The sequence below is a fragment of the Tenacibaculum singaporense genome (assembly GCF_003867015.1).
GTDB classification, from domain to species: Bacteria; Bacteroidota; Bacteroidia; order Flavobacteriales; family Flavobacteriaceae; genus Polaribacter; species Polaribacter singaporensis.
This window is the reverse complement of sequence record NZ_CP032548.1, coordinates 3,001,633-3,022,058: the sequence shown is the minus strand read 5'-3', so window position 1 is coordinate 3,022,058 and position 20,426 is coordinate 3,001,633. Positions and strand designations below refer to the sequence as shown.

The window sequence follows — 20,426 nt, the reverse complement described above, 5'->3', positions numbered from 1 at the left end:
CTGAACTATATTGATTACCACTCAAAAAGTGGAGGAGATGAAAATACAGTCACAGGAGCCATTCATGCAATTAATAATGAAAATTCAGACGTGGTTTTTGTGCATCTTGATGATGTAGATGGTGTAGGGCATTCGTTAGGTTTTGGTAGTGCTTATAATAATGCTATTACCAAAGCAGACGAACAGTTCGGTAGAATTGTAGCTGAGGTAGAAAAAAGAACGAACGAAGATTGGTTAATATTAGTAGTAACAGATCACGGAAGAGGTTTTGGTGGATTTAATCATGGAGGACAAACAACGCAAGAAAAAACAATTTTTGTAGGAATGAACAAAGAAGGAAACGATGAATTTAATTCATATGTTTCAAATGTGCCAAATCAAGATTTTGGAGGAATTTACGGTCATGTTGCACAAACAGCAATCGTTCCCTCTATCTTAACTCACTTAAATATCCCGATTCAAAAAGAATGGCAATTAAATAGTACTTCTTTAGTAGGGAATGTAGGTGCTAGGAAGGTAATGATGCAAAATACCAATACAGTTTATTGGAGTTCTAATGCGTCTAATAATGTTGATGTTTATAAAAACAATGCATACGTAGCAACGGTACCTGCTTCACAAGGGTATTTTACCGATGCTAACAATTCTGATGGAAGTATTAATTACACCTTATTACTTGATGGGCAAACAGGTTCTGTAGCTTATAATAATTCTCAAATAATAGCAGGATTAGATTGGAATGATTTTGCAGACAATAGAGCTTATTTTTTTAGAAGTGACAATAGTTACATACGTTATGACAAACTGTTAGATAAGTCTGATGATGGTTACCCAAAAGAAGTAAACAATAGTACTTGGCCAGGGTTAGGGGCGTATAAAGATTTAATTAGTGCAGCTTTTAAATGGCATAATCATAAAGGATATTTTTTCTTAAAAGATGGAAGGTATTTGCGTTACGATATGAATAATGATTCTGTAGATTTGGGATATCCAGCAAACATAACAAATGGAAATTGGCCTGGGTTGGAACCATACAAGGATAAAATTGTGGCAGCTTTTAAAAGAAATAATAGTAAAGCTTATTTCTTTTTAAATGATGGAACTTATATAAGATATAGTATAACAAATGACTCTGTAGATTCTGGGTATCCTGCAGCTATTACTAATGGAAGCTGGCCAGGGTTAGGAGATTACGCAACAAAGATTACAGCAGCTGTAGATTGGGGTGTAACTTATTGTTATTTCTTCCTTGATGATAATACATACATTAAGTATAACAAATCAACAGATAGTGCAGTGTCAGGTTATCCTAAAGAGGTTAACAATAGCACTTGGCCTGGATTAAAAAACTAAAAGGGTAAAATAAGTAGGGTGTATGAGCACCCTACTTAATTATTTTCTGAATAAAAATATAGGACCAACATGGTACAAGGTGTTTGAGTTCGATTAACAGGTACATGAGGAAGCCTTCCGTCAAAATACAAAGAGTCACCTTCTTTAACTGTAACTTCAACATTATCGATAAGATAGGTGCATTCACCACTCATAATGTATTTAAACTCCCAGGCATCAGTAATTACCTTTTCTCTTTTAGAGTTGGGAGATACAGTTAATAAAACAGCTTCAAAACCAACGGCATTTAAACTTTTACCAAAAATTTGATAATACGTAAACCCTTCAGCTTCTACTTCTTTTTCTATTAATTGCTGCTCTTCTTTTTTTATATGAATATATTTTGAACCGGTTTTTTTCTCAACCCCTTCAAAAAAAGTACTGGCATCTATTTCTAAAGCACTTATAATTTCTAATAAAACAGGTAAAGATGGAATGGTTCTTCCGTTTTCTATTCTTGAAATTAGACCATTACTTACTTGTGCATTGGTTGCTAAAGTATTGATAGTAATATGTTGCTTTTTTCTAATTTCTTTAATTCGTTTTCCTATTCCAATTAAAAAATTATCCATAAATACTTACTGGTTTTTTCTTAGTTTTTTAACGCCATCCACTATAAACCAAGAAGCAAATAATACTCTAACGAGTAAAAAAATATATTGGTTTTCGGTAGTAAAGCTGAATAAAAGTCTGTACACCTCTCTTTTTTGAAAAAAGATAGAAAATGTACTAATTAAAATAAATATACCTATGAATAAATATACAAAAGGAAGTACTTTTTTCACTATTTAACGGGGATTTTAATTTCGTATAATTTTCCACTACGGTTGTTTAATTTGTTTTCTCTTAGCCAAGAGTTATGTAGTTTAAGCTCTTTGTAGGTAGTTCCGAATTTTTTAGCAAATAAGGCGATATTACTAATAGCAGTATCTACTTTAACGGTATAGGTTTCTGGTAGGGTATATAAATCTTCTTGGTCAAAAACAAAACCGTATTCCTTAGGGTTTGAAATAATTTCTTTCAAGGCTAAAATTCTAAACACATAACGTTCAGTTTCATCTGGTAGTAAAGCGTCATAATAACTAGTTACCCCTTGCGTATCCAAGCGTTTAGAAATACCATAATTACCTGCATTGTAAGCAGCAGCAGCAAGTGTCCAAGAACCGAAACGTTCTTTTGATTTTTTTAAATACTCTGCAGCTACTTTGGTAGATTTTTCTATATGATAACGTTCATCAACATTACTATTAATTTCTAATCCATATTCTCTTCCTGTTTGTTTCATAAAGTGCCACATACCAGCAGCTCCTACATGTGAAGTTTCATCAATAAACCCACTTTCAGCCAAGGCTAAAAACTTAAAATCGTCAGGTAAGCCATATTTTTCTAGTAGAGGTTCTAAAATAGGAAAGTATTTATTAGCACGTTTTATTAGTAACAATCCATTAGATTGCCAATAGGTGTTTACTAAAAGCTCGCGATCCATTCGTTCTCTAATGTCTGGTTTTTCAATAGGAACTCGTTCTCCAGCTAAATTTAAATCGTTAGGTAGTTTTAAAGCTTTAACCTCATAGCTTTCTGCCACATTTTTAATGGTAGGTTCGTTTGATTTACTTATAGTATTGGTAAATAAAATTCCAACAAATACTATAGTTAAGATAGATAAGAAACGGATTGATTTGTTCATTTGTTCTTTTAGTTTTTGTCAAGTTGTGTAATGGTATTAATCCATCAAAAAACATTCCTTTTTTAATATTTCAGAAATAGTTTTTGACTTGGTCAGTATCATCACATGTGTACCATTTTCAACTTCAATTGCGTTTTTGATATACTTTATAGGAAAAACCTCGTCTTTTTTTCCATGAATATGTATTATCCCAGGAATCGATTTTTCTTGTTCCCAATGTAATACGTTGTATATAGCCCATTGCAAATACTTTTTATCTCTTATGGATAAATATATTTTGTATAACTCAGCTCGTTTTTTTAAATAATCATTAAAAAAGTAGCGTTCATAACTTTCAATATTTGAAATAACTTTTGAAGGGAAAAGTTTATAGGCTTTTGTTACTTGTACTAATTTAAAACGTTTGGGAAACTCTTTATTGTTTTTAACGCTAGAAATTATAATTATTTTTTTACAATCAATAATTTTACTCATCTCTTGTACGATAATTCCTCCAAAAGAGACCCCAATTAAGATAGGGTTTTTATGTTGAATTTTAGCACATAGTCTTTGCGCATAGTCTTGAATACTTTCATCGATAGATGTTGGAAACATCCAATCTAAAAAGTGTAATTCAAAATGTTCCTCTGGTAAAGAAATACGCTCAAATATTTTGGTATTGGCAGCTAAACCAGGAACAAAATATAAGTGAGTTTTAGGCATTATTCAATAAACTTTTTATCTAATAAAATACCATCTATATATTCATGTATATCAATAAGTTCATCAGGAATATCTTTCCATAAACGAATTAAAATTTGTTTTCCATCATGAACTATATAGGTACTAGATAAATCAGGTATTCTAGGATTGTTATAAGCGTCTTTAAAACTTTTAAAATCCTTTTTAGTAAGTTTTTTGTTTAACTCTTGTAGTTGTTTTTCAGAAAGCGTAAATTTCTGAATACCTTTTACAAGTACATATTCTACTCCGTTGTAAACAACGTTTCCTTCTTTATCAATAGAAACAGTATATACTGGGCAGTCACCAAAACATTGAGTTTTAGTAATTCTTAAAAGATTGTTTTTTTCTTCGGAAATAATGTTAGTTAATTTTTCCTCTGTGTTAGCATCAATTAACCTGAATTCACCACTTTCTTGTAGTTTATCAATCCAAAAATCACGTTTCCCTTCCGGGACTTCAACAATACCTATTTTTGAAGCATCTGTTTCATAAGCCATTTTACTCCAAGTTAAACCGCTGTTTTTTATAAGTGATTTTACATCATCAATACTTTTAGCGTTTTTAAGAACAACAATTAATTCATTTTGAGAAGCTATAGGTTTAGTAACTTCTTCTTTAATAATTGTTTCTTTTTCAGTTGGCTCTGTTAATTTGGTTTCAGAACTTTTTTTAGGAATACCACAAGAGATTCCTAAGGCTAAAAAAGAATATAGTAAGTATTTCATAGGTGAGTTTTTTTGATTGAGTGAAAATTCATTTAGACTATAAAAATACACTATTATTTATCTTCAAAAATATTTAGACTGAATATTTTGTCAAGAACCCAAAAAGGCACCCATATAAATAACATAAAACTATTTAGGATAATTTTATAAAGAGGATTATCGTATCTAGAGGAAAGAAACAATAGTAAATATTTTCTTAGGTTAGTATTTTCATAGTAGCCAAAAAAATACTTAAGGTTTTTAGGTTTGATACTTCTTATAATTTCTATTCTGTCTTTAATTAAGATATATAGGAAAAATAAAGCACCTAGTATTAGAAAGATTGATAGTATATAAGCAGATTGTTGTATAGACATTAAGCAATAACTTCAGTATCCGCAAAATCAAAACGAACTAAACCATCTTCATCAATTTTTGTTAACATAACTGTATGTAATGTATTTACTAATTCAGGATTCCAAGGAGCTTTAACCTTAACATAGTTTTCTGTAAACCCGTGGATATACCCTTCTTTGTTCTCACTTTCAAATAAAACAGTTAACGTGTTACCTAACTGACTTTCATAAAAAGCTCTACGTTTTTTAACAGATAATCCGCGTAGCATTTTACTTCGTTTTGCACGTGTTTTCTTTGGAACAACCCCGTCCATTTCGTTAGCTTCAGTATTTGGTCTTTCAGAATACGTGAAAACGTGTAAGTAAGAAATATCTAAGTCTGCTAAATAGTTGTAGGTTTCTAAAAATAATTCATCTGTTTCACCAGGGAAACCAACAATAACATCTACACCAATACAAGCGTTAGGCATTACTTCCTTAATTTTTGCAACTCTATCGGTGTATACTTTTCGCAAGTAACGACGCTTCATTTTCTTTAATAATTCATCACTACCAGATTGTAGTGGAATGTGAAAATGAGGAACAAACGTATTTGAGTTGGAAACAAAATCAATCGTTTCATCTTTTAATAAGTTAGGCTCAATTGAAGAGATTCGTAAACGATTAATTCCTTTAACTTTATCAAGAGCTTGTACCAACTCTAAAAAGGTATGTTCGTGCTTTTTGTTACCGAATTCACCCTTTCCGTAGTCACCAATATTTACTCCTGTTAAAACGATTTCTTTAATTCCTTTTTCAGAAATTTCTTTGGCATTTTTCAATACGTTTTCTAACGTATCACTACGTGAAATTCCACGTGCTAGCGGTATCGTACAGTAAGTACATTTGTAGTCACAACCATCTTGCACTTTTAAAAAAGCACGAGTACGATCTCCAATAGAATAAGAACCTACATAAAAATCAGCATCTTCAATTTCACAAGAATGTACTTCACCAATATCATTTTTGGTTAAATCGTTAATATAGCTAGTTACATTAAACTTTTCAGTAGCACCCAAGACTAAATCTACACCATCAACTGCAGCTAATTCTTCTGGCTTTAATTGTGCATAGCATCCTACACCAATAACAAAAGCTTCTTCATTTTTCTTCAAAGCAGATTTTACAATACTTTTAAAACGTTTATCAGCATTGTCTGTTACCGAACAAGTATTTATAACATATATATCTGCTTTTTCTTCAAACTCAACACGCTCAAATCCTTCATTAACAAAGTTTCTGGCAATGGTTGAGGTTTCTGAAAAATTTAATTTACAACCTAAGGTGTAAAAAGCTACTTTCTTATCTACATTCATCTTTTCTCTATCCTAAATAAAAAACAAAAGCCTTGTACAAGTCTTTAATTTTTTAGAAGTTCGTATAGTTTATTTAATCTACTACTGCTTAAAGCAGTTTTGGGTTTGCAAAAGTACGATAATATTCATGATTTTTGAAACGAAAAGATTACTTATTCGAAAGCTTCAAGTTGTTGATATAGAACCTTTTTATGAGCTAGAAAGCAATCCGAAAGTATTGCAATATGCAACAGGGGAACCTAAAAATTTAGAAGAAAGCAAAGAGGATTTAGAACAACTTATAGCACGATATACTAATAAAGAAAATGATTTTTGGATTTATGCCATAGAACGTAAGTCAGACAATGAATTTGTAGGTACGGTTGCCTTAGTGAAAGATGAAGAAGGAAATGATGAAATAGGATATCGGTTTATAGAACGATACTGGGGAAATGGTTTTGCAACTGAACTTTGTGAAGGATTAATACAGTACTGTAAATCCATAGGAATGAAAAAGCTTATTGGTTGTGTAGTGGATGAAAATGTAGCTTCCGCTAAAATATTAGAACGATTCAACTTTGTTGCTATAGAGAAATTTATAAGTGACGATATTGGCTTACCAGAAACAAAATATGAACTAATTTTATGATAGTAGATAATTTAAAACCTCCGTATTACGCAGTAATTTTTACCACAACTCTTTCAGATGATACAGAAGGATATTATGAAATGGCTGAAAAAATGGACAATTTAGCTAAAGAACAAGATGGGTATTTAGGTGTTGAATCGACAAGAAGCAATGTAGGGATTACGGTTTCTTATTGGGAAAGTTTGGATGCTATTGTTAGATGGAAAAATAATGTAGAGCATATTGAAGCTAGAAACATAGGAAGAGAAAAGTGGTATAAAAAATATCAACTACGTATATGTAAAGTGGAACGAGAGTATGGGTTTGAAAAAGGATAGACATGTACGCAACAATTTCTATTTTTTTAAAGAGGTTTTTTAAACAAAGTACTATTTTTAAGTACGGATTCAATATTTCTCCTATGTATAGAAGATCTACTGGGAAAATAAATTATGTTTCTGAAGATTTGTTAAAGGCGCAAGTAAAAATTCCTATTACTTACAAGAATAAGAATTACGTAGGATCTATTTTTGGAGGGAGCTTATTTTCTGCGACAGATCCTGTTTTTATGATTCAGTTGATAAACATTCTTGGAGATACATACGTAGTTTGGGATAAAGAAGCGAGTATAAAATTTAAAAGACCTGTAAAGCAAGACGCTTATGTAGATTTTATTTTTTCTGAAGATGAAATAAAACAAATAAAAAAGCAGGTTAAAAATGAACAGGAAATCAATTTAATAAAAGATATTAAAATAACAAACCAAGATAAAACTGTTGTTTTTGCAGAAGTTTCTAAAACGATATACATTGCAGATAAAACCTACTATAAAAATAAACGTAAAAAGAAATAAAGTAGTTGTATTAATAGCCTTATTGTTTCTTTTTTCTTGTACTAAAAAGAAATCAAAATATACAAACAATCAGGTTTTTCGTTATAACGAGCACTCAAATATTACCTCATTAGATCCTGCTTTTGCAAAAGATCAACGAAATATTTGGGCGGTAAATCAATTGTATAATGGATTGGTAGAATTGGATGATAGTTTACAAGTACAACCTTCGATAGCTAAGAATTGGACAATTTCTGAAGATGGAAAGACGTATCAGTTTGAGTTAAGAAATGACGTGTTATTTCATAAGCATGAGTTATTTGGAAAAGATTCTACGAGAAATGTAATAGCCCAAGACTTTGAATATTCTTTTAATAGATTACTTGATATGAATGTAGCGTCTCCAGGAGGATGGGTGTTACAAAATGTTGCTGATTTTAAAGCAGAAAGCGATTCTGTTTTTACAATTAATTTAAAGCAACCTTTTCCACCTTTTTTAGGGCTGCTGGCTATGAAATATTGCTCGGTTGTACCAAAAGAAGCTATTGATTATTTTGGGAATGAGTTTAGAGCAAATCCGATTGGAACAGGACCTTTTCATTTTAAACTTTGGGTTGAAAATACCAAGTTGGTATTGAGGAAAAATCCACTCTATTTTGAAAAGGATGAAAATGGAAAACAACTTCCGTATTTAGAGTCGGTTGCTGTTACTTTTTTACCAGACAAACAAAGTGAGTTTTTACAGTTTATCCAAGGAAATATTGACTTTATGAAGAGTTTGGACGCTTCGTATAAAGATGATATTTTAAACACTGATGGAACTTTAAAAGAGAAATATGCTTCTACAATCAATATGCAAACAGGAGCGTATTTAAACACAGAATATTTAGGAATTTACTTAGATGGAGAAGAGGAACATCCAACAAAATCAAAATTGATACGACAAGCCATCAATTATGGTTTTGATAGGGAGAAGATGATTAAGTTCTTAAGAAATGGAATCGGGAGTCCTGCTACAAGTGGATTTATTCCGAAAGGATTGCCTTCATTCAATAATCAACAAGGATATTCATACAAACCCGAAGAAGCGAAGAAGTTAGTAGCTCAATATAAACGAGAAACAGGAAATGAGAATCCACAAATAGCCATTACAACGAACAGCAATTATCTAGACTTGTGCGAGTTTATTCAACGTGAATTACAAAAAATAGGAATAGCTACCAAAGTAGATGTAATTCCGCCTTCAACGTTGCGTCAAGGAAAAGCAAATGGAAAGTTGCCTATTTTTAGAGCAAGTTGGATTGCTGATTACCCAGATGCGGAAAACTATGTGTCGCTATTTTACAGCAAAAATTTTACCCCTAATGGGCCTAACTATACGCATTTTAAAAATGATTTTTTTGATACTTTGTATGAACAATCTATCAAAGAAGTAGATGTGAAAAAGCGTTATAAGCTATACCAAAAAATGGATAGCATTATTATTGCAGAAGCACCAATTGTACCGTTATATTACGATGAGGTAATTCGCTTTACACAAAAGAATGTTACCGGTTTAGGAATTAATCCGATTGATTTGTTAAGCCTAAAAAGAGTACAGAAAAACTAAGTGCTACTTTTTGTTTCGTTCCAGTAATAGCTGTCAGGATATATTCGTTCTCCAAAAATCGCTGTTCCAACACGTACAATAGTAGCGCCTTCTTCAATAGCAATTTCTAAATCACCACTCATTCCCATAGAGAGTTCATTCATTTCTACATTAGGAATTTGTAGTGCTTTGATTTCTTCTTGAAGTTGCTTTAAAAGTTGGAAACATTTTCGAACTTCATCTGATTCCGAGCTTAGCAAACCAATGGTCATTAATCCTTTGATATGGATGTTTGTAAACTTTGAAATTTCTTTTATAAGCTCAATGGTTTCCTCTGGATTAGCACCAAATTTGCTTTCTTCAAAAGAGGTGTTTACTTGTATGTATACATCAATTTCTTTTTCCTCAAAAGTTAAGCGTTGATGCAATTTTTGAGCGACAGATAAGCGATCGATAGATTCTATACAACTAGCCCATTTTATAACTTCTTTAATCTTGTTACTTTGTAAATGACCTATAAAATGAACTTCAGGTTGCAGGTGTTTTATTGCATTACATTTTTGTTTTAATTCTTGTACTTTGTTTTCACCGATTAGGTTTTCTCCTTGTTCTAAAGCAAAGTTTATTTTATCTGTATCTACCGTTTTAGTAGCTAACAATAAACGAACATCTTTTGAGTTTCTATTTGCTTTTTTACATGCAAATTGTATTCTTTGGTGAATAATGTTGAGGTTATTTTGAATATTATCCATTTACTAATTGACTATTTAGTTCTTCTTTTTCAATAATTTTATTTTTTACAGCTCGAAGAGTAATGTCTTTAGCTTCTGCATACGATATTTCATAGATACGATTCACTTCTCTAAATTCTTCGGGAAATTGTTGTAGTAAAGTTTCATAATAACTATCTAAATCAGTTTCACTAGGTGCTTCGAATTTAAGTTTTAGTTGAAAGCGTCTTAAAAGTGCAGTATCAATAACACTAGAGTGATTCGTGGCAGCGATTAATAAAACATCATTTGGAAGTTGATCTACAAGTTGAATTACAGTATTTACCAATCGTTTCATCTCACTAGAATCTTTATTATCATAATCTCTAGCTTTACCGATGTAATCAAACTCATCTAAAAATAAAACAGCACTTTCTCGAGTTGCTTTTTTAAAAACTTCGGAAATATTTTTAGCTGTTTCTCCTAGTTTTGAAGAAACAATGCTACCCAAATTAAGTATGATAATTTTTTTATCAAGCTTTTTGGCAATAGCCTTAGCGGTGGTAGTTTTACCACAACCAGTATGACCAAATAATAAGACTTTATTATCAACAGGCAGTTTGTATCTATCTAAAACAGCAACGTGTTTAAATTCTTTTAATAGTTGATGTAGCGTATTTTTGTTTTCATCGCTAAGATGAATTTTATCTAGTTCTATAGTTGTTTCTTTCGATTGAAGAATCAAGTTATGTATAGCCATTTGTGTTTTTTTGTCAAAAATAAAAGGTTGTATGTAATAAAATTAATTTTTTAGTATACCCAAAAAAATAAAGTTAATGCTTTAAATTATTAACTCTTAAATTCGTGTTCAGGGCAATCAATTCTTAACTCTTTAGAAGCTAGTTTAGATTGTAAAAGATTACAAAAATGTTCATTGTTTTCATGTTGGTAATAAGAGCAAGTATAGCACATTCTTTGAATAGTTATAACTCCTGCTTTATTAAGCTGGTATATTACTTTTAAGAGTCCTGTTAGTATGTCTTTTTTTTGATCTTCAGGTAATGAACTCAAAGGTTTCTCAATATTGAAAGTAAAGTTAGCTGATTTCTGAGCTATTTGTTTTCCTTGCTCAGTTAGACCAATAATATAACTTCTAGTATCGTTAGGGTTATGAAACTTTTGAACTAATTCTTTTTTTAATAAAACCCTAATACTATCACTAACAGTAGCTTTAGTCATGTTAAACTCTTCAGCTAAATAACTCACTTTACATTTTTCTTCAGAGTGAAATAGTAAAAAAATTAGGATTTGAATTTGGATAGGGCTTAAAGAATTCTCCTTGCTTTCGCTCCAAAGAAGTACTCTAAAAGCTTCAGAAATTCGTTCTAAAGCTACAACTATTTTACTTTCAATTTTAGTGTTTTGCTGGTTTAAGTCAAAAGGAGATTTCATTAATTACAGTTTTCCATTTCGTATATAAAATACCCTTTTTTATGTATAGCATCTTCACATTCGGGTTTGAGTATTTCAATATGGCAAAATACACATTCTTTTGAAGATATTTCAAGGTTTTCTAGACCTTTGGTTCTTAAATATTCTTTACCATAATTAAAAATTATGTTAGTGTCTTTATTGTTAGAAGGTACAATAATATCAAAATGCATTGTTTTACCATCTTTTTTAGTTACATAAGTATCCCAAACAGCTACTTCCATTTTTATATAATTTAAAATATTAAAAAGCTCTACAAAATTAGGAATCCTAACTTTGTAGAGCAAAAAAATTATCCTTTTACTTCTTCCATTGATGCTCCAAAATTAATATGGAGAACATTACCAGTAGGAGTTACCAAAGCAGGGACAGATTTTACACCAGCATTTTCTGCTTCTAAAATTCGACTTTTGTCTTCTCCAAAATGAACTACTTCAACATTATCAGAACCAATTAAGTTAATAATGTCTTGTTCTGCGCTTACACAAACAGGGCAACCTGCGTGATAAAAAATAGGTTTACTCATAATTATATTGATTTTAAATTTTGATACAAATATAGTTAGGTTTCCTAACTATAAAAAATAATTTTTGTTTTTTTTATAAAAACTGCTTCTGTTTTGGAAATGAAGAGTATATAATAAAGTTGTTAATAGTTAATTAAGAAATAAAAATGTTATGTAATTTTAGCGGTTCTTATTGTTTATAGAAAAGATTTAATAATTGAGATGAGAACAGGTTACTTAAAAAAAGAAATGAGGTTGTTATTTGCAAAACAAGTTATAATCACAGTTCTTTTGTTTTTTGCTTTAGAAGGAATGTCGCAGTCGGTGGGAGTACAAGGATTTAAGGCTTTTGGTGTAAACCCCACAATACCTAATGATTCTCTTTTTTCAAAAATAAATAAGGCAAAAGACTTCAAAGCTAAATATGATGCGACATTTGATCTTATAGAGTTTCATCGAGAAAAAGGAAATTTAGATTCCATTATATACTATGGAAATAAACTGTATACGGAAACAACTAAGAATAAATTGATAGATAAAGAAAATCATTTATCAAAGGTTTCTAGTATAGTGGCTGAAGGAAAGTTAGAAAAAGGGCTTTTTGATGAAGCTTTGAAATGGTATTTTAAAGGAATTGAGCATTCAAATAGTAAACCGAATGATGAGTTATTTGTCAAAAATAGGATAGGATTAGGAGCTGTAAAATATGTTAGAGGAAAAGAAGAGGAAGGAAAGGCAATTATAGAGGAATGCATTGAAAATGCTCCAAACGAAAAATTAAAACACGATGCTTTTTTTGAGCTTGGATTTATTTATTACACAAAAAATGAGTTTGAAAAGGCCAAAGAAAACTATAACGAGGCGAAACTATTTTACGTATCGGACGGCTATGTAAAAGAAACATTAAAAATAGATTTATGGCTTGGTAGAATATTACAAAAAGAAGGTAAAACAGCTGAAGCATTAGATCTTTGTTATAATGTGTTTAACGAATCACTATCAAGAGGTTTCTTTACTTTATATGCTAAGGCAGGTAATGTAATAGGAAACTTTTATTTGAAAGAAGGAGATTATGAAAATGCCAAAACAATACTATCTACAGTATATATAAACTCTATTCAATGGGGAAATTTAGAAATAGAAAGAAGAGCCATTTTAGGTCTTCAAAATGCTTATGCTGAAACAGGAGATTATAAAAATGCACATGCTTTAATGACGCAATTAAATCGTGTTAATAATGAAATTTTAGTAAGTCAAAATAAACAGCAAGTAAATGAGCTTGAAGTACAGTATAAAACACTGGAGCAAAAGCAAGAGATTGGGCGACAAAAAACAGTGAAAGCATACATACTAATAGCCTTTCTTATTGTATTAATACCTGTACTAGCTTTGCTGTATATGTACTATCAAAAATTACAAACGCAAAGTAAACTTACTAAAACATTAGAAGAAGTAAATCAACAAAAAATAACTACATTACTTAAAGATCAAGAATTAAAGTTGGTAAAAGCTTCACTAGAAGGGCAGAATAATGAAAGAAAACGTATTGCTAGAGAGTTACACGATAGTATTGGGGGGAACTTGGCAACCATAAAATTACAATTATCTAATAAGAGTAAATTAGAAGAAGAAAGTCTTATTAAGCAAGTGGATGAAACCTATAATCAGGTAAGAGAGTTATCTCATAATTTAATGCCTAAAAAGTTTAAAGACTCTGCTTTTACAACAATAATAACAGAGTATATAAATAATGTTAAAGCACTATCTAAAGAACAAATAACGTTACAGATTCATCCAGCTGAAGAGGTAGACCAAATAAATGAGAACTTAAAAGTAGAGCTTTATAAAATAATTCAAGAATTATTAACCAATGCATTAAAGCATGCGAAGGCAACACAAATAGATATTCAGCTTTCTGTATTTAATAATACCATACAACTACTTTTTGAAGATGATGGTGTTGGATTTGATCAAGAAAAAGTAAAATATGGATTAGGGTTTCAAAATTTAAAAGATAGATTAAAAACAATTAAGGGAAATATTTTAATTAACTCTTTTCCTAACAAAGGAACAGTGATAGATATTGATGTACCTTTAAATTAATATATGATGACTTATAATATTATTTTAGTTGACGACCATAAAATGTTTTTAGACGGATTGGTAAACATTTTTAAAAATGAAGATGTGTACAACATCTTGCTCACAGCAAATAGTGGTGAAAATGTAATAAAGTACATAAAAACAAATCCAGATCAACATATAGATATTGTTATAAGTGATATTTCTATGCCAGATATAGACGGTATTACATTGAACGATTATATAAAAAAAGAACGTTCAGACATCAAAACGTTAATCGTTAGTATGCATACAGATACAGGAATGATAGATGCATTGATAAAGAATAATGTTGACGGATACCTATCTAAAAATGCAACTCAATCTGAATTGCTACAAGCTGTACAAACTATTCTTGGTGGTGAGAAATACTTCTCACAATCTGTACGAGAAGCTTATATGGAAAATGTTTTTAATAAAAGAAAAGAAACCTCTGTAATGCTAACAGCTAGAGAAAAAGATGTACTTAAATTAATTGCTGAAGAATATACTACACAAGAAATAGGAGATAAACTCTTTTTAAGTAAACATACTATTGAAAGCTACAGGAAGAATTTAATATCAAAACTCAACGTAAAAAACCTAGCAGGATTAACAAAATACGCAATAAAATTAGGGCTTGTAGAGTAATAATTTTATGTACCCCTGAAAACAGGGTAATAACTTTCACTAGTTTCAGTCTATTTAAACAATAGATACTCTCGCATCTTTGTACCGTAATTATTAAGTAATAAAGTTATGGTAATTTTTGGGTGGCGAGAAGCCAAAATAAACATACAGCCAGTAAACAATCACAGTTGCAGTTATTGCAATGCACAAGAGCGTTTATTTATTCAAGTAAACAGATTGTATCTACACATATTTTGGATTCCTGTTTTTCCATTATTCAAAAAAACATACAGTATTTGTGGGCATTGTAAACTGGAAATGAGCAAAAGTCAAATGCCACCAGATTTACAACGAAAAGCAAAAGAGTATAAGCAAACAAGTAAAACTCCTTGGTGGATGTTTTCAGGACTTATCATCGTAACTTTTTTAATGCTGTTTATATTTTCTTCAGCGCTTTTTAATTCATAAATAATAAAATCAATATAAACCATTTAAATTTTAATTAAACATGATTTACGGAATCTCATTAGTATTTTTAAGTATTGTAGCAGTACCTTCTTTAATCTTATCAAAAAAACCGAACGCTAAAGAATTACTAGAAAAAATAGAACCTTACCAAGGATGGATTGGTCTTATCTTCTGTATTTGGGGAATTTGGGGAATTATTTCAGCTGTTTTAAACATAGGTTGGTTAACTACGGCACCAATATGGTGGGGAACTTTCTTAGCAGGTAGTATTGTTGAAGCTGGATTAGGTTTTATGTTAGGATACGGAATGATAAACAAATTATTATTATCAAAAAATCCAGAAGCTAGAGAAAAAGCAGAAATATTGAGAGGGAAGATTGCACCGAAACAAGGAAAGTTAGGATTATTAGGAATAGCTGTAGGAGTGTGGATGATCGTTGCTTCATTCATATTTATATAAGCTAACTAAACAAAGAAAGAGAAAATATAGCATTGTAAACTAAGGCTTGAAATAAGATAGGGGTGTGGGGTTTCTATCAAAAAATCAAAAAAGCCTTGTTTGCAATGTTTTTTTACAAAAAGTCAAAAAATTATTTTATAACCTGATAAAAGATGTTAGAAATGAAAAGGATAAAAAATACTTTAAAGATAATTGTAGTATTAATGCTATTTGTAAGCTGTCAGAAAGAAACTCCTCAAAGAGTTGTTGAAAAAACAGTACTAAAAGCTAATTTGTTAGCGGCAAATTATGGTATAGGGTATTTTGAACAACTTAAAGAATTACAAAAGAACGAATATTTAAAGTACTATGATAATGATGGAGAAGAATATGCAGCAACATATTCTCAATACCTTCACAGAGTTACAATACCAGATCTTGAAAGAAGCTTAAGAGATATTCAGAAGTTAGAAGTAAACGAAGACTCAAAAGAGTTAATCAGCACTTCTATAGCGTTGTTTGAGTATTGCATAGATTTTTATAAAAAAGACTATGCAGAAATAGCTTATATGTATGACGAGGGAAAAACTCAACAAGAAATTAATCAGTTAATCAAAGAATTTAAAGCTAAAAGCCTTGAAGAGTTTAAAGAAAAAAACTTAGAACTAGACGAGGCAGCAAAGAAATATGCCGAGAAAAAAGGAGTAAACTTGAAGTTTGTTTAAATAATTTTTAAATCAAACTTAGGGTTAACATCAATTACATATTAAATTGTAATTTCTGTCATCACTACAACTTCACTAGCTGTAGAATGTTCTTCCTCTTTTAAAACTGTATGTTTTTCAGTAATAATTTGTTTGAAGTCTTTTATAAGAGTTGTTTATTTTGATGTAATTTTTAAAAGTTTCTGTTCCATTTCATGAATAAGCTGTTGAGAAGCAGGTGTGTTTTGAAGTTTTAATTCGTTTAAAATATGACGTATTGTTTCAGGCGAATCAGCTTCTTCTTGTATAGGTTGAAAACTTTCTTTTGGAGCGAGAGAAAAAAATAAAGCATCAGACCATTCGTTCCTTTCTGCATCAATAACTAAATGAATACGATCTTCATTTCCTTTATTAGTAACTGAATGTGTATAATTTACATTCGTGTACCAACATTCACCAGGTAACATCTTCAATCGTTCATCATCTAAAATAAATTGAACCTTATTATTTGTAACAATAGGAATATGTAAGCGAAAATGGCCATCTTCATAACCTAGTTCATGATCACGATGAGGTTTTATTTCTGCACCAACACCTAAACGTAATAAGCGAGCAGACAAGATAGGGCATTTAAAAGAGTTAATTACTTCTTTAAAATACTTACAGTTACTCATAATAGGAGTTTCTAGAATAGAATTGTTACTGTTTTGAAAAGCAAAAATGTTAGAGGCATCACCGTTGCTAGTATACAAAGGAATTGCTTTCCATTCTCCCTCATATCCCGATGTATTAAAGTGAGGAATCCAATGTTGGTTTACAATTAATGAGTAGTCATGTAGAAGCTTATCAACATCAAATAGAAAAGGGAGTTTTAAAGACGAAGTAGTTTTAGTTTTTTTCACTTGTATGTGTAATTGTTCTATAGCAAGTTACTAGAAAAATTGTAGATTAAATATTTTTTAGAATAAGCGCTGATTTTTTAAGTATAAATGGAAGAATACTCAAAATAAAAAAGCAACCGTTAAGAGGCTGCTTTTCATTTTTATGAAACTAAATTTTTAATTCGTTTCGTAATTGTTTTTTTAATGTCTTTAGGATAACTTCTATCCCCGTGAAAAACATCAGCCATAGCCTCGCTAAACTGTTGACCGTATTTTTTTAATACAATATTACGAATGCTTTTTTGTTCGTAAAACCATTTAGAAAGCCATAAACCAGTTTTTATTTCAGGAAGTAAGTTTTCAGATATTTTTTCTAAATATAATTTTTCAGCTAATTCAGGTTCTTTTTTACTCTCAATGATTGCCTCAGCTGCTAATTTACCACTGTAAATAGCATTAGAAATTCCTTCAGCAGTAATAGGATCAGCAAAACCAGCAGCATCACCAATTAAAAACACATTATTTTTAACAAAACCATCTGTACGAGGAGCAACAGGGATTTGAAAACCATGCTGTGATTCGCTAACAATGTTTGTAATTCCTAATGTTTTTAAATATTCTTGATAATATTCTTTCAAGTTAATTTTAGTTCTTCTAGCTGAGGCAACTCCAATAGATAAATGCTTTTTCTTCGGGAAATTCCAAGCATAACCGTAAGGAATAGCATCAATATCAAAACGAACTTCTTTAGATAAACGTTCAAAATCTTCGTCAGAAACTTCTACTTCATATTCCAAAGCAGGAATTAATTTACGAGTATCTTCTTTCCATCCTGCCATTTTAGCTGTAGGACTCAAAGCACCATCAGCAGCTATAACAAAATTAGCAGTAAAATTGCCTTGAGAAGTTTCTAGAGTAATAATATCATCAGAAAAAGTTAATCCTTTTAATTTGTGGTTTTCTTGTAAAGTAGCTCCAAATTCTTTTGCCTTTTGGGTAATAAGGTTGTCAAAAGAATCACGCATAATCATAGAAATAGTTGGTTCTTCTCTATGCGTTTTAAAGTGAAGTTTCTCTCCCAAATAAATATCAACAGTATGAAACTCTTTTTCAACGACCTCTTTAATATCAAAAGGTAAGTTTTTACGACCTCTAAAAACAAAACCTCCACCACATGTTTTATAGCGTGGTAAAGTTTCTTTTTCAATAATAACTGTTGAAATTCCTTTTTGAGCTAAGTAAAAAGCTGTAGAAGCTCCTGATGGTCCGCTGCCAATAACAGCAACATCGTAGTGTTGTTTCATAGGTTAGTTTTTTAATCGGTTAAAAATACACTTTTATACCGAATTAAAAATAAAATTACCAATGTAAACGAGCCATAACAGGGTAGTGATCAGATAGTTTTATATCCCCGTAAGTTTTAAATTGATTAATGGTAGCTTCTTTATCTGTTAAAACAAAGTCGATGCGCATAGGGTAGATATATCTAAAAGATTTACCCAGGCCAATTCCACATTCAATAAAAGCATCTTTTTTATCAGCAGCCAATTGTTTATAAGCCCAAGAATAAGCGGTGTTATTAAAGTCACCACAAACAATTTTTTTACCTTTCCATGAATACTCATGTTGTTGGATTAATTCAACCTGACTTACTTGTTTTACAAAACCATTTTCTAAACGTTTAAATAAACGCTCAGAACTCTTTTCTCCAAAGTTTTCTTTTTTCGGGTTTAGTTTTAATGATTCTAAATGCACATTATAAACACGAACGGTGTCATCTTTTATAAGAATATCGGCAAAAATGGTGTTGTTAGCACTTTGTTTAAAATCAAGAGAGCCAGAGTTTATAATTGGGTGCTTGGAATAAATTGCTAATCCAAATTTATTCGTTTTTGTTTTCGTTTTGATGTATTTATAAGGAAGTTTAATGTCTAACATTTTAGAATTGTAAAATTCCTGTACAGCAATAACGTCTGGATTTTCATTATTAATAAACTCATAAATCTTTTGTTCAGTAGTTACATCTTCTTCATGTTTATAATGATTAAATAAATGGACATTGTAACTCATTATTTTTAAATCATCATTTAAAATTACTTCCTTATTAGAAAATTTAACTAAGGGAGTAGAGACAAACCATCCTATGGCTAAAACAAGTAATGATAAAAAAGCATTCTTATGCATTTTAATAAGCCAATACACAAAAAAAGCAATGTTTACGATAACTAAAAACGGGACAAACAACCCAAAAACAGAAAGGAAAGGAATTGTTTGTGGAGATACGTACGGAAGTGCATATGATAGCAATAAAACAGCTGCAAAAACTGAATTGATAAAGAATATAAACTTATGAGCTATCGAAAACTTTTTCATCTAATTTTTTCCTTGTTTAAATAAAAACTCTTTTTCACTTTTACTTAAAGTATCGTATCCAGATTTACTAATTTTATCTAAAATAGCATTTACTTCTTCTTGGTTTCTTGTTTTATCAACGTTTGGTTTTGGTGTTTTATTACCAGATTTATAAACTGTTTTGAGCTTTCTTTCTTTTTTAGAAAAAAGTTTGTTTATCGATTTAAAAATGTCCAACTCCTTATTACTGGCACTACGAACATAGAAAAAACCTAGTAGGGCACCACCTAAATGTGCTAAATGTCCACCAGCATTACCAGCAGGAATTTGAATAATATCAATAGCAATCCAAATACAAGCTAATACCCATAGCTTCACAAAACCAATTAACGGAAACTTTAATTCATAATTAGGTATATAGGTGGCAATACCAATAAAGATAGCAGAAATACCAGCTGAAGCACCTAACAAAACACTATTATGTGCAACATTTTGTAAGGCAGGAAAAAAATTATAACTCGCAACAAAAACAATCCCTCCAAATAATGTTCCTAGTAAATAAAAACTAAGTAGTTGTTTAGAAGTAAAATATTGTTTGAATAAATGACCTATATAAAATAAGGCAATTAAGTTTAGTAGAATATGCAAAAAACTAGTGTGTAAAAAACCATAGGTAATAATGGTCCACGGTTTTAGTATAAAATCATCAAAGTTAGCAGGTAACGCAAGCCATTCTACTAAAAAGTTAGTTTTTGATTCAAAAAGAAACCCAAAAGTATTGGTAACAAAAACAAGTAAGAAAACAGCTAAGTTTACGTAAATTAATTGTTCAACAATTCCAGCATGTTTAAATCTATATTTTAAGTTTTCAAGTACATTCATGATGTATGACTTCAGTAAGA

At 30.5% G+C, this 20,426-nt stretch carries 24 protein-coding genes; 10 read left to right on the top strand and 14 right to left on the bottom strand.

Going from position 1 to position 20,426, the window contains the following annotated elements; genetic code table 11:
- Positions 1 to 1,353 (top strand): hemopexin repeat-containing protein, encoded by a 1,353-nt coding sequence (locus D6T69_RS13485; RefSeq protein ID WP_317125312.1) that lies wholly within the window; start codon positions 1 to 3, stop codon positions 1,351 to 1,353.
- Between the two features lie 35 nt (positions 1,354 to 1,388).
- Here D6T69_RS13485 and D6T69_RS13480 read toward each other — a convergent pair whose 3' ends face one another.
- The 5 genes from D6T69_RS13480 to mtaB all read right to left on the bottom strand — a co-directional run bounded on the left by D6T69_RS13480 (position 1,389) and on the right by mtaB (position 6,217).
- The gene (locus D6T69_RS13480) at positions 1,389 to 1,964 is read right to left on the bottom strand and encodes a helix-turn-helix domain-containing protein (RefSeq protein WP_047790475.1); all 576 of its coding nucleotides are present in this window, start codon (positions 1,962 to 1,964) and stop codon (positions 1,389 to 1,391) included.
- Between the two features lie 212 nt (positions 1,965 to 2,176).
- Entirely contained in the window at positions 2,177 to 3,079 is a 903-nt protein-coding gene (locus D6T69_RS13475) for a lytic transglycosylase domain-containing protein (protein ID WP_125068319.1), read from the bottom strand.
- A 36-nt stretch (positions 3,080 to 3,115) separates the two neighbouring features.
- Positions 3,116 to 3,781, bottom strand: a complete 666-nt coding sequence (locus D6T69_RS13470; RefSeq protein ID WP_125068317.1) for an alpha/beta hydrolase — start codon at positions 3,779 to 3,781, stop codon at positions 3,116 to 3,118.
- A complete protein-coding gene (locus D6T69_RS13465) occupies positions 3,781 to 4,527 on the bottom strand; it encodes a DUF6438 domain-containing protein (protein ID WP_125068315.1) in 747 nt (248 codons plus the stop codon). The genes D6T69_RS13470 and D6T69_RS13465 overlap by 1 nt, the downstream gene beginning before the upstream one ends.
- 355 nt (positions 4,528 to 4,882) lie before the next feature.
- A complete protein-coding gene (mtaB, locus tag D6T69_RS13460) occupies positions 4,883 to 6,217 on the bottom strand; it encodes a tRNA (N(6)-L-threonylcarbamoyladenosine(37)-C(2))-methylthiotransferase MtaB (RefSeq protein WP_125068313.1) in 1,335 nt (444 codons plus the stop codon).
- Positions 6,218 to 6,344: 127 nt separating this feature from the next.
- On the opposite strand from mtaB, the gene D6T69_RS13455 reads away from it, so the two are divergent.
- The 4 genes from D6T69_RS13455 to D6T69_RS13440 are packed head-to-tail and all read left to right on the top strand — an operon-like array spanning position 6,345 to position 9,265.
- Positions 6,345 to 6,845, top strand: a complete 501-nt coding sequence (locus D6T69_RS13455) for a GNAT family N-acetyltransferase (RefSeq protein WP_125068311.1) — start codon at positions 6,345 to 6,347, stop codon at positions 6,843 to 6,845.
- Complete coding sequence (locus D6T69_RS13450) at positions 6,842 to 7,162, top strand: antibiotic biosynthesis monooxygenase family protein (protein ID WP_125068309.1); 321 nt, start codon at positions 6,842 to 6,844, stop codon at positions 7,160 to 7,162. The genes D6T69_RS13455 and D6T69_RS13450 overlap by 4 nt, the downstream gene beginning before the upstream one ends.
- A gap of 2 nt (positions 7,163 to 7,164) precedes the next feature.
- Positions 7,165 to 7,677 (top strand): DUF4442 domain-containing protein, encoded by a 513-nt coding sequence (locus tag D6T69_RS13445; RefSeq protein WP_125068307.1) that lies wholly within the window; start codon positions 7,165 to 7,167, stop codon positions 7,675 to 7,677.
- Positions 7,634 to 9,265, top strand: a complete 1,632-nt coding sequence (locus tag D6T69_RS13440) for an ABC transporter substrate-binding protein (protein ID WP_369918610.1) — start codon at positions 7,634 to 7,636, stop codon at positions 9,263 to 9,265. The genes D6T69_RS13445 and D6T69_RS13440 overlap by 44 nt, the downstream gene beginning before the upstream one ends.
- On the opposite strand, the gene D6T69_RS13435 is transcribed toward D6T69_RS13440, so the two are convergent.
- The 5 genes from D6T69_RS13435 to D6T69_RS13415 all read right to left on the bottom strand — a co-directional run bounded on the left by D6T69_RS13435 (position 9,262) and on the right by D6T69_RS13415 (position 11,971).
- Positions 9,262 to 9,996 (bottom strand): YggS family pyridoxal phosphate-dependent enzyme, encoded by a 735-nt coding sequence (locus D6T69_RS13435; protein WP_125068306.1) that lies wholly within the window; start codon positions 9,994 to 9,996, stop codon positions 9,262 to 9,264. The two genes, D6T69_RS13440 and D6T69_RS13435, sit on opposite strands and share 4 nt — an antisense overlap.
- Positions 9,989 to 10,714: an AAA family ATPase gene (locus tag D6T69_RS13430; RefSeq protein WP_125068304.1), complete on the bottom strand. Its 726-nt coding sequence runs from the start codon at positions 10,712 to 10,714 to the stop codon at positions 9,989 to 9,991. Before D6T69_RS13430 ends, D6T69_RS13435 begins: the two co-directional genes overlap by 8 nt.
- Before the next feature lie 89 nt (positions 10,715 to 10,803).
- Positions 10,804 to 11,406 (bottom strand): MarR family winged helix-turn-helix transcriptional regulator, encoded by a 603-nt coding sequence (locus D6T69_RS13425; RefSeq protein WP_125068302.1) that lies wholly within the window; start codon positions 11,404 to 11,406, stop codon positions 10,804 to 10,806.
- A complete protein-coding gene (locus tag D6T69_RS13420; protein ID WP_125068300.1) occupies positions 11,406 to 11,669 on the bottom strand; it encodes a DUF2024 family protein in 264 nt (87 codons plus the stop codon). Before D6T69_RS13420 ends, D6T69_RS13425 begins: the two co-directional genes overlap by 1 nt.
- A 68-nt stretch (positions 11,670 to 11,737) precedes the next feature.
- On the bottom strand, positions 11,738 to 11,971 hold the full coding sequence (locus tag D6T69_RS13415) for a thioredoxin family protein (protein WP_125068298.1): 234 nt from the start codon (positions 11,969 to 11,971) through the stop codon (positions 11,738 to 11,740).
- A gap of 201 nt (positions 11,972 to 12,172) precedes the next feature.
- On the opposite strand from D6T69_RS13415, the gene D6T69_RS13410 reads away from it, so the two are divergent.
- From D6T69_RS13410 to D6T69_RS13390, 5 genes are all read left to right on the top strand, one after another.
- Positions 12,173 to 14,053, top strand: coding sequence for an ATP-binding protein (locus tag D6T69_RS13410; RefSeq protein ID WP_125068296.1), 1,881 nt, complete (start codon positions 12,173 to 12,175; stop codon positions 14,051 to 14,053).
- Positions 14,054 to 14,056: 3 nt separating this feature from the next.
- The gene (locus tag D6T69_RS13405) at positions 14,057 to 14,701 is read left to right on the top strand and encodes a response regulator (protein WP_125068294.1); all 645 of its coding nucleotides are present in this window, start codon (positions 14,057 to 14,059) and stop codon (positions 14,699 to 14,701) included.
- A 108-nt stretch (positions 14,702 to 14,809) separates the two neighbouring features.
- Complete coding sequence (locus tag D6T69_RS13400; protein WP_125068292.1) at positions 14,810 to 15,148, top strand: zinc-ribbon domain-containing protein; 339 nt, start codon at positions 14,810 to 14,812, stop codon at positions 15,146 to 15,148.
- A 40-nt stretch (positions 15,149 to 15,188) separates the two neighbouring features.
- Complete coding sequence (locus tag D6T69_RS13395) at positions 15,189 to 15,608, top strand: hypothetical protein (RefSeq protein WP_125068289.1); 420 nt, start codon at positions 15,189 to 15,191, stop codon at positions 15,606 to 15,608.
- Between the two features lie 161 nt (positions 15,609 to 15,769).
- The gene (locus tag D6T69_RS13390; protein WP_125068287.1) at positions 15,770 to 16,312 is read left to right on the top strand and encodes a hypothetical protein; all 543 of its coding nucleotides are present in this window, start codon (positions 15,770 to 15,772) and stop codon (positions 16,310 to 16,312) included.
- A 155-nt stretch (positions 16,313 to 16,467) separates the two neighbouring features.
- Here D6T69_RS13390 and D6T69_RS13385 read toward each other — a convergent pair whose 3' ends face one another.
- The 4 genes from D6T69_RS13385 to D6T69_RS13370 all read right to left on the bottom strand — a co-directional run bounded on the left by D6T69_RS13385 (position 16,468) and on the right by D6T69_RS13370 (position 20,406).
- Positions 16,468 to 17,193, bottom strand: a complete 726-nt coding sequence (locus D6T69_RS13385) for an aspartyl/asparaginyl beta-hydroxylase domain-containing protein (protein WP_125068285.1) — start codon at positions 17,191 to 17,193, stop codon at positions 16,468 to 16,470.
- Between the two features lie 140 nt (positions 17,194 to 17,333).
- Positions 17,334 to 18,476, bottom strand: a complete 1,143-nt coding sequence (locus D6T69_RS13380) for a geranylgeranyl reductase family protein (RefSeq protein ID WP_125068284.1) — start codon at positions 18,474 to 18,476, stop codon at positions 17,334 to 17,336.
- Between the two features lie 55 nt (positions 18,477 to 18,531).
- Complete coding sequence (locus D6T69_RS13375) at positions 18,532 to 19,545, bottom strand: endonuclease/exonuclease/phosphatase family protein (RefSeq protein ID WP_125068282.1); 1,014 nt, start codon at positions 19,543 to 19,545, stop codon at positions 18,532 to 18,534.
- Complete coding sequence (locus D6T69_RS13370; protein ID WP_125068280.1) at positions 19,546 to 20,406, bottom strand: rhomboid family intramembrane serine protease; 861 nt, start codon at positions 20,404 to 20,406, stop codon at positions 19,546 to 19,548.
- Between the last annotated feature and the right edge of the window lie 20 nt (positions 20,407 to 20,426).

What these genes read in the sequence shown, in the direction of transcription:
- D6T69_RS13480 (WP_047790475.1), bottom strand. Translation starts at nt 1,964, where the DNA reads ATGGATAATTTTTTAATTGGAATAGGAAAACGAATTAAAGAAATTAGA.
- D6T69_RS13475 (WP_125068319.1), bottom strand. Translation starts at nt 3,079, where the DNA reads ATGAACAAATCAATCCGTTTCTTATCTATCTTAACTATAGTATTTGTT.
- D6T69_RS13470 (WP_125068317.1), bottom strand. Translation starts at nt 3,781, where the DNA reads ATGCCTAAAACTCACTTATATTTTGTTCCTGGTTTAGCTGCCAATACC.
- D6T69_RS13465 (WP_125068315.1), bottom strand. Translation starts at nt 4,527, where the DNA reads ATGAAATACTTACTATATTCTTTTTTAGCCTTAGGAATCTCTTGTGGT.
- mtaB (WP_125068313.1), bottom strand. Translation starts at nt 6,217, where the DNA reads ATGAATGTAGATAAGAAAGTAGCTTTTTACACCTTAGGTTGTAAATTA.
- D6T69_RS13455 (WP_125068311.1), top strand. Translation starts at nt 6,345, where the DNA reads ATGATTTTTGAAACGAAAAGATTACTTATTCGAAAGCTTCAAGTTGTT.
- D6T69_RS13450 (WP_125068309.1), top strand. Translation starts at nt 6,842, where the DNA reads ATGATAGTAGATAATTTAAAACCTCCGTATTACGCAGTAATTTTTACC.
- D6T69_RS13445 (WP_125068307.1), top strand. Translation starts at nt 7,165, where the DNA reads ATGTACGCAACAATTTCTATTTTTTTAAAGAGGTTTTTTAAACAAAGT.
- D6T69_RS13435 (WP_125068306.1), bottom strand. Translation starts at nt 9,996, where the DNA reads ATGGATAATATTCAAAATAACCTCAACATTATTCACCAAAGAATACAA.
- D6T69_RS13430 (WP_125068304.1), bottom strand. Translation starts at nt 10,714, where the DNA reads ATGGCTATACATAACTTGATTCTTCAATCGAAAGAAACAACTATAGAA.
- D6T69_RS13425 (WP_125068302.1), bottom strand. Translation starts at nt 11,406, where the DNA reads ATGAAATCTCCTTTTGACTTAAACCAGCAAAACACTAAAATTGAAAGT.
- D6T69_RS13420 (WP_125068300.1), bottom strand. Translation starts at nt 11,669, where the DNA reads ATGGAAGTAGCTGTTTGGGATACTTATGTAACTAAAAAAGATGGTAAA.
- D6T69_RS13415 (WP_125068298.1), bottom strand. Translation starts at nt 11,971, where the DNA reads ATGAGTAAACCTATTTTTTATCACGCAGGTTGCCCTGTTTGTGTAAGC.
- D6T69_RS13410 (WP_125068296.1), top strand. Translation starts at nt 12,173, where the DNA reads ATGAGAACAGGTTACTTAAAAAAAGAAATGAGGTTGTTATTTGCAAAA.
- D6T69_RS13405 (WP_125068294.1), top strand. Translation starts at nt 14,057, where the DNA reads ATGATGACTTATAATATTATTTTAGTTGACGACCATAAAATGTTTTTA.
- D6T69_RS13400 (WP_125068292.1), top strand. Translation starts at nt 14,810, where the DNA reads ATGGTAATTTTTGGGTGGCGAGAAGCCAAAATAAACATACAGCCAGTA.
- D6T69_RS13395 (WP_125068289.1), top strand. Translation starts at nt 15,189, where the DNA reads ATGATTTACGGAATCTCATTAGTATTTTTAAGTATTGTAGCAGTACCT.
- D6T69_RS13390 (WP_125068287.1), top strand. Translation starts at nt 15,770, where the DNA reads ATGAAAAGGATAAAAAATACTTTAAAGATAATTGTAGTATTAATGCTA.
- D6T69_RS13380 (WP_125068284.1), bottom strand. Translation starts at nt 18,476, where the DNA reads ATGAAACAACACTACGATGTTGCTGTTATTGGCAGCGGACCATCAGGA.
- D6T69_RS13375 (WP_125068282.1), bottom strand. Translation starts at nt 19,545, where the DNA reads ATGAAAAAGTTTTCGATAGCTCATAAGTTTATATTCTTTATCAATTCA.
- D6T69_RS13370 (WP_125068280.1), bottom strand. Translation starts at nt 20,406, where the DNA reads ATGAATGTACTTGAAAACTTAAAATATAGATTTAAACATGCTGGAATT.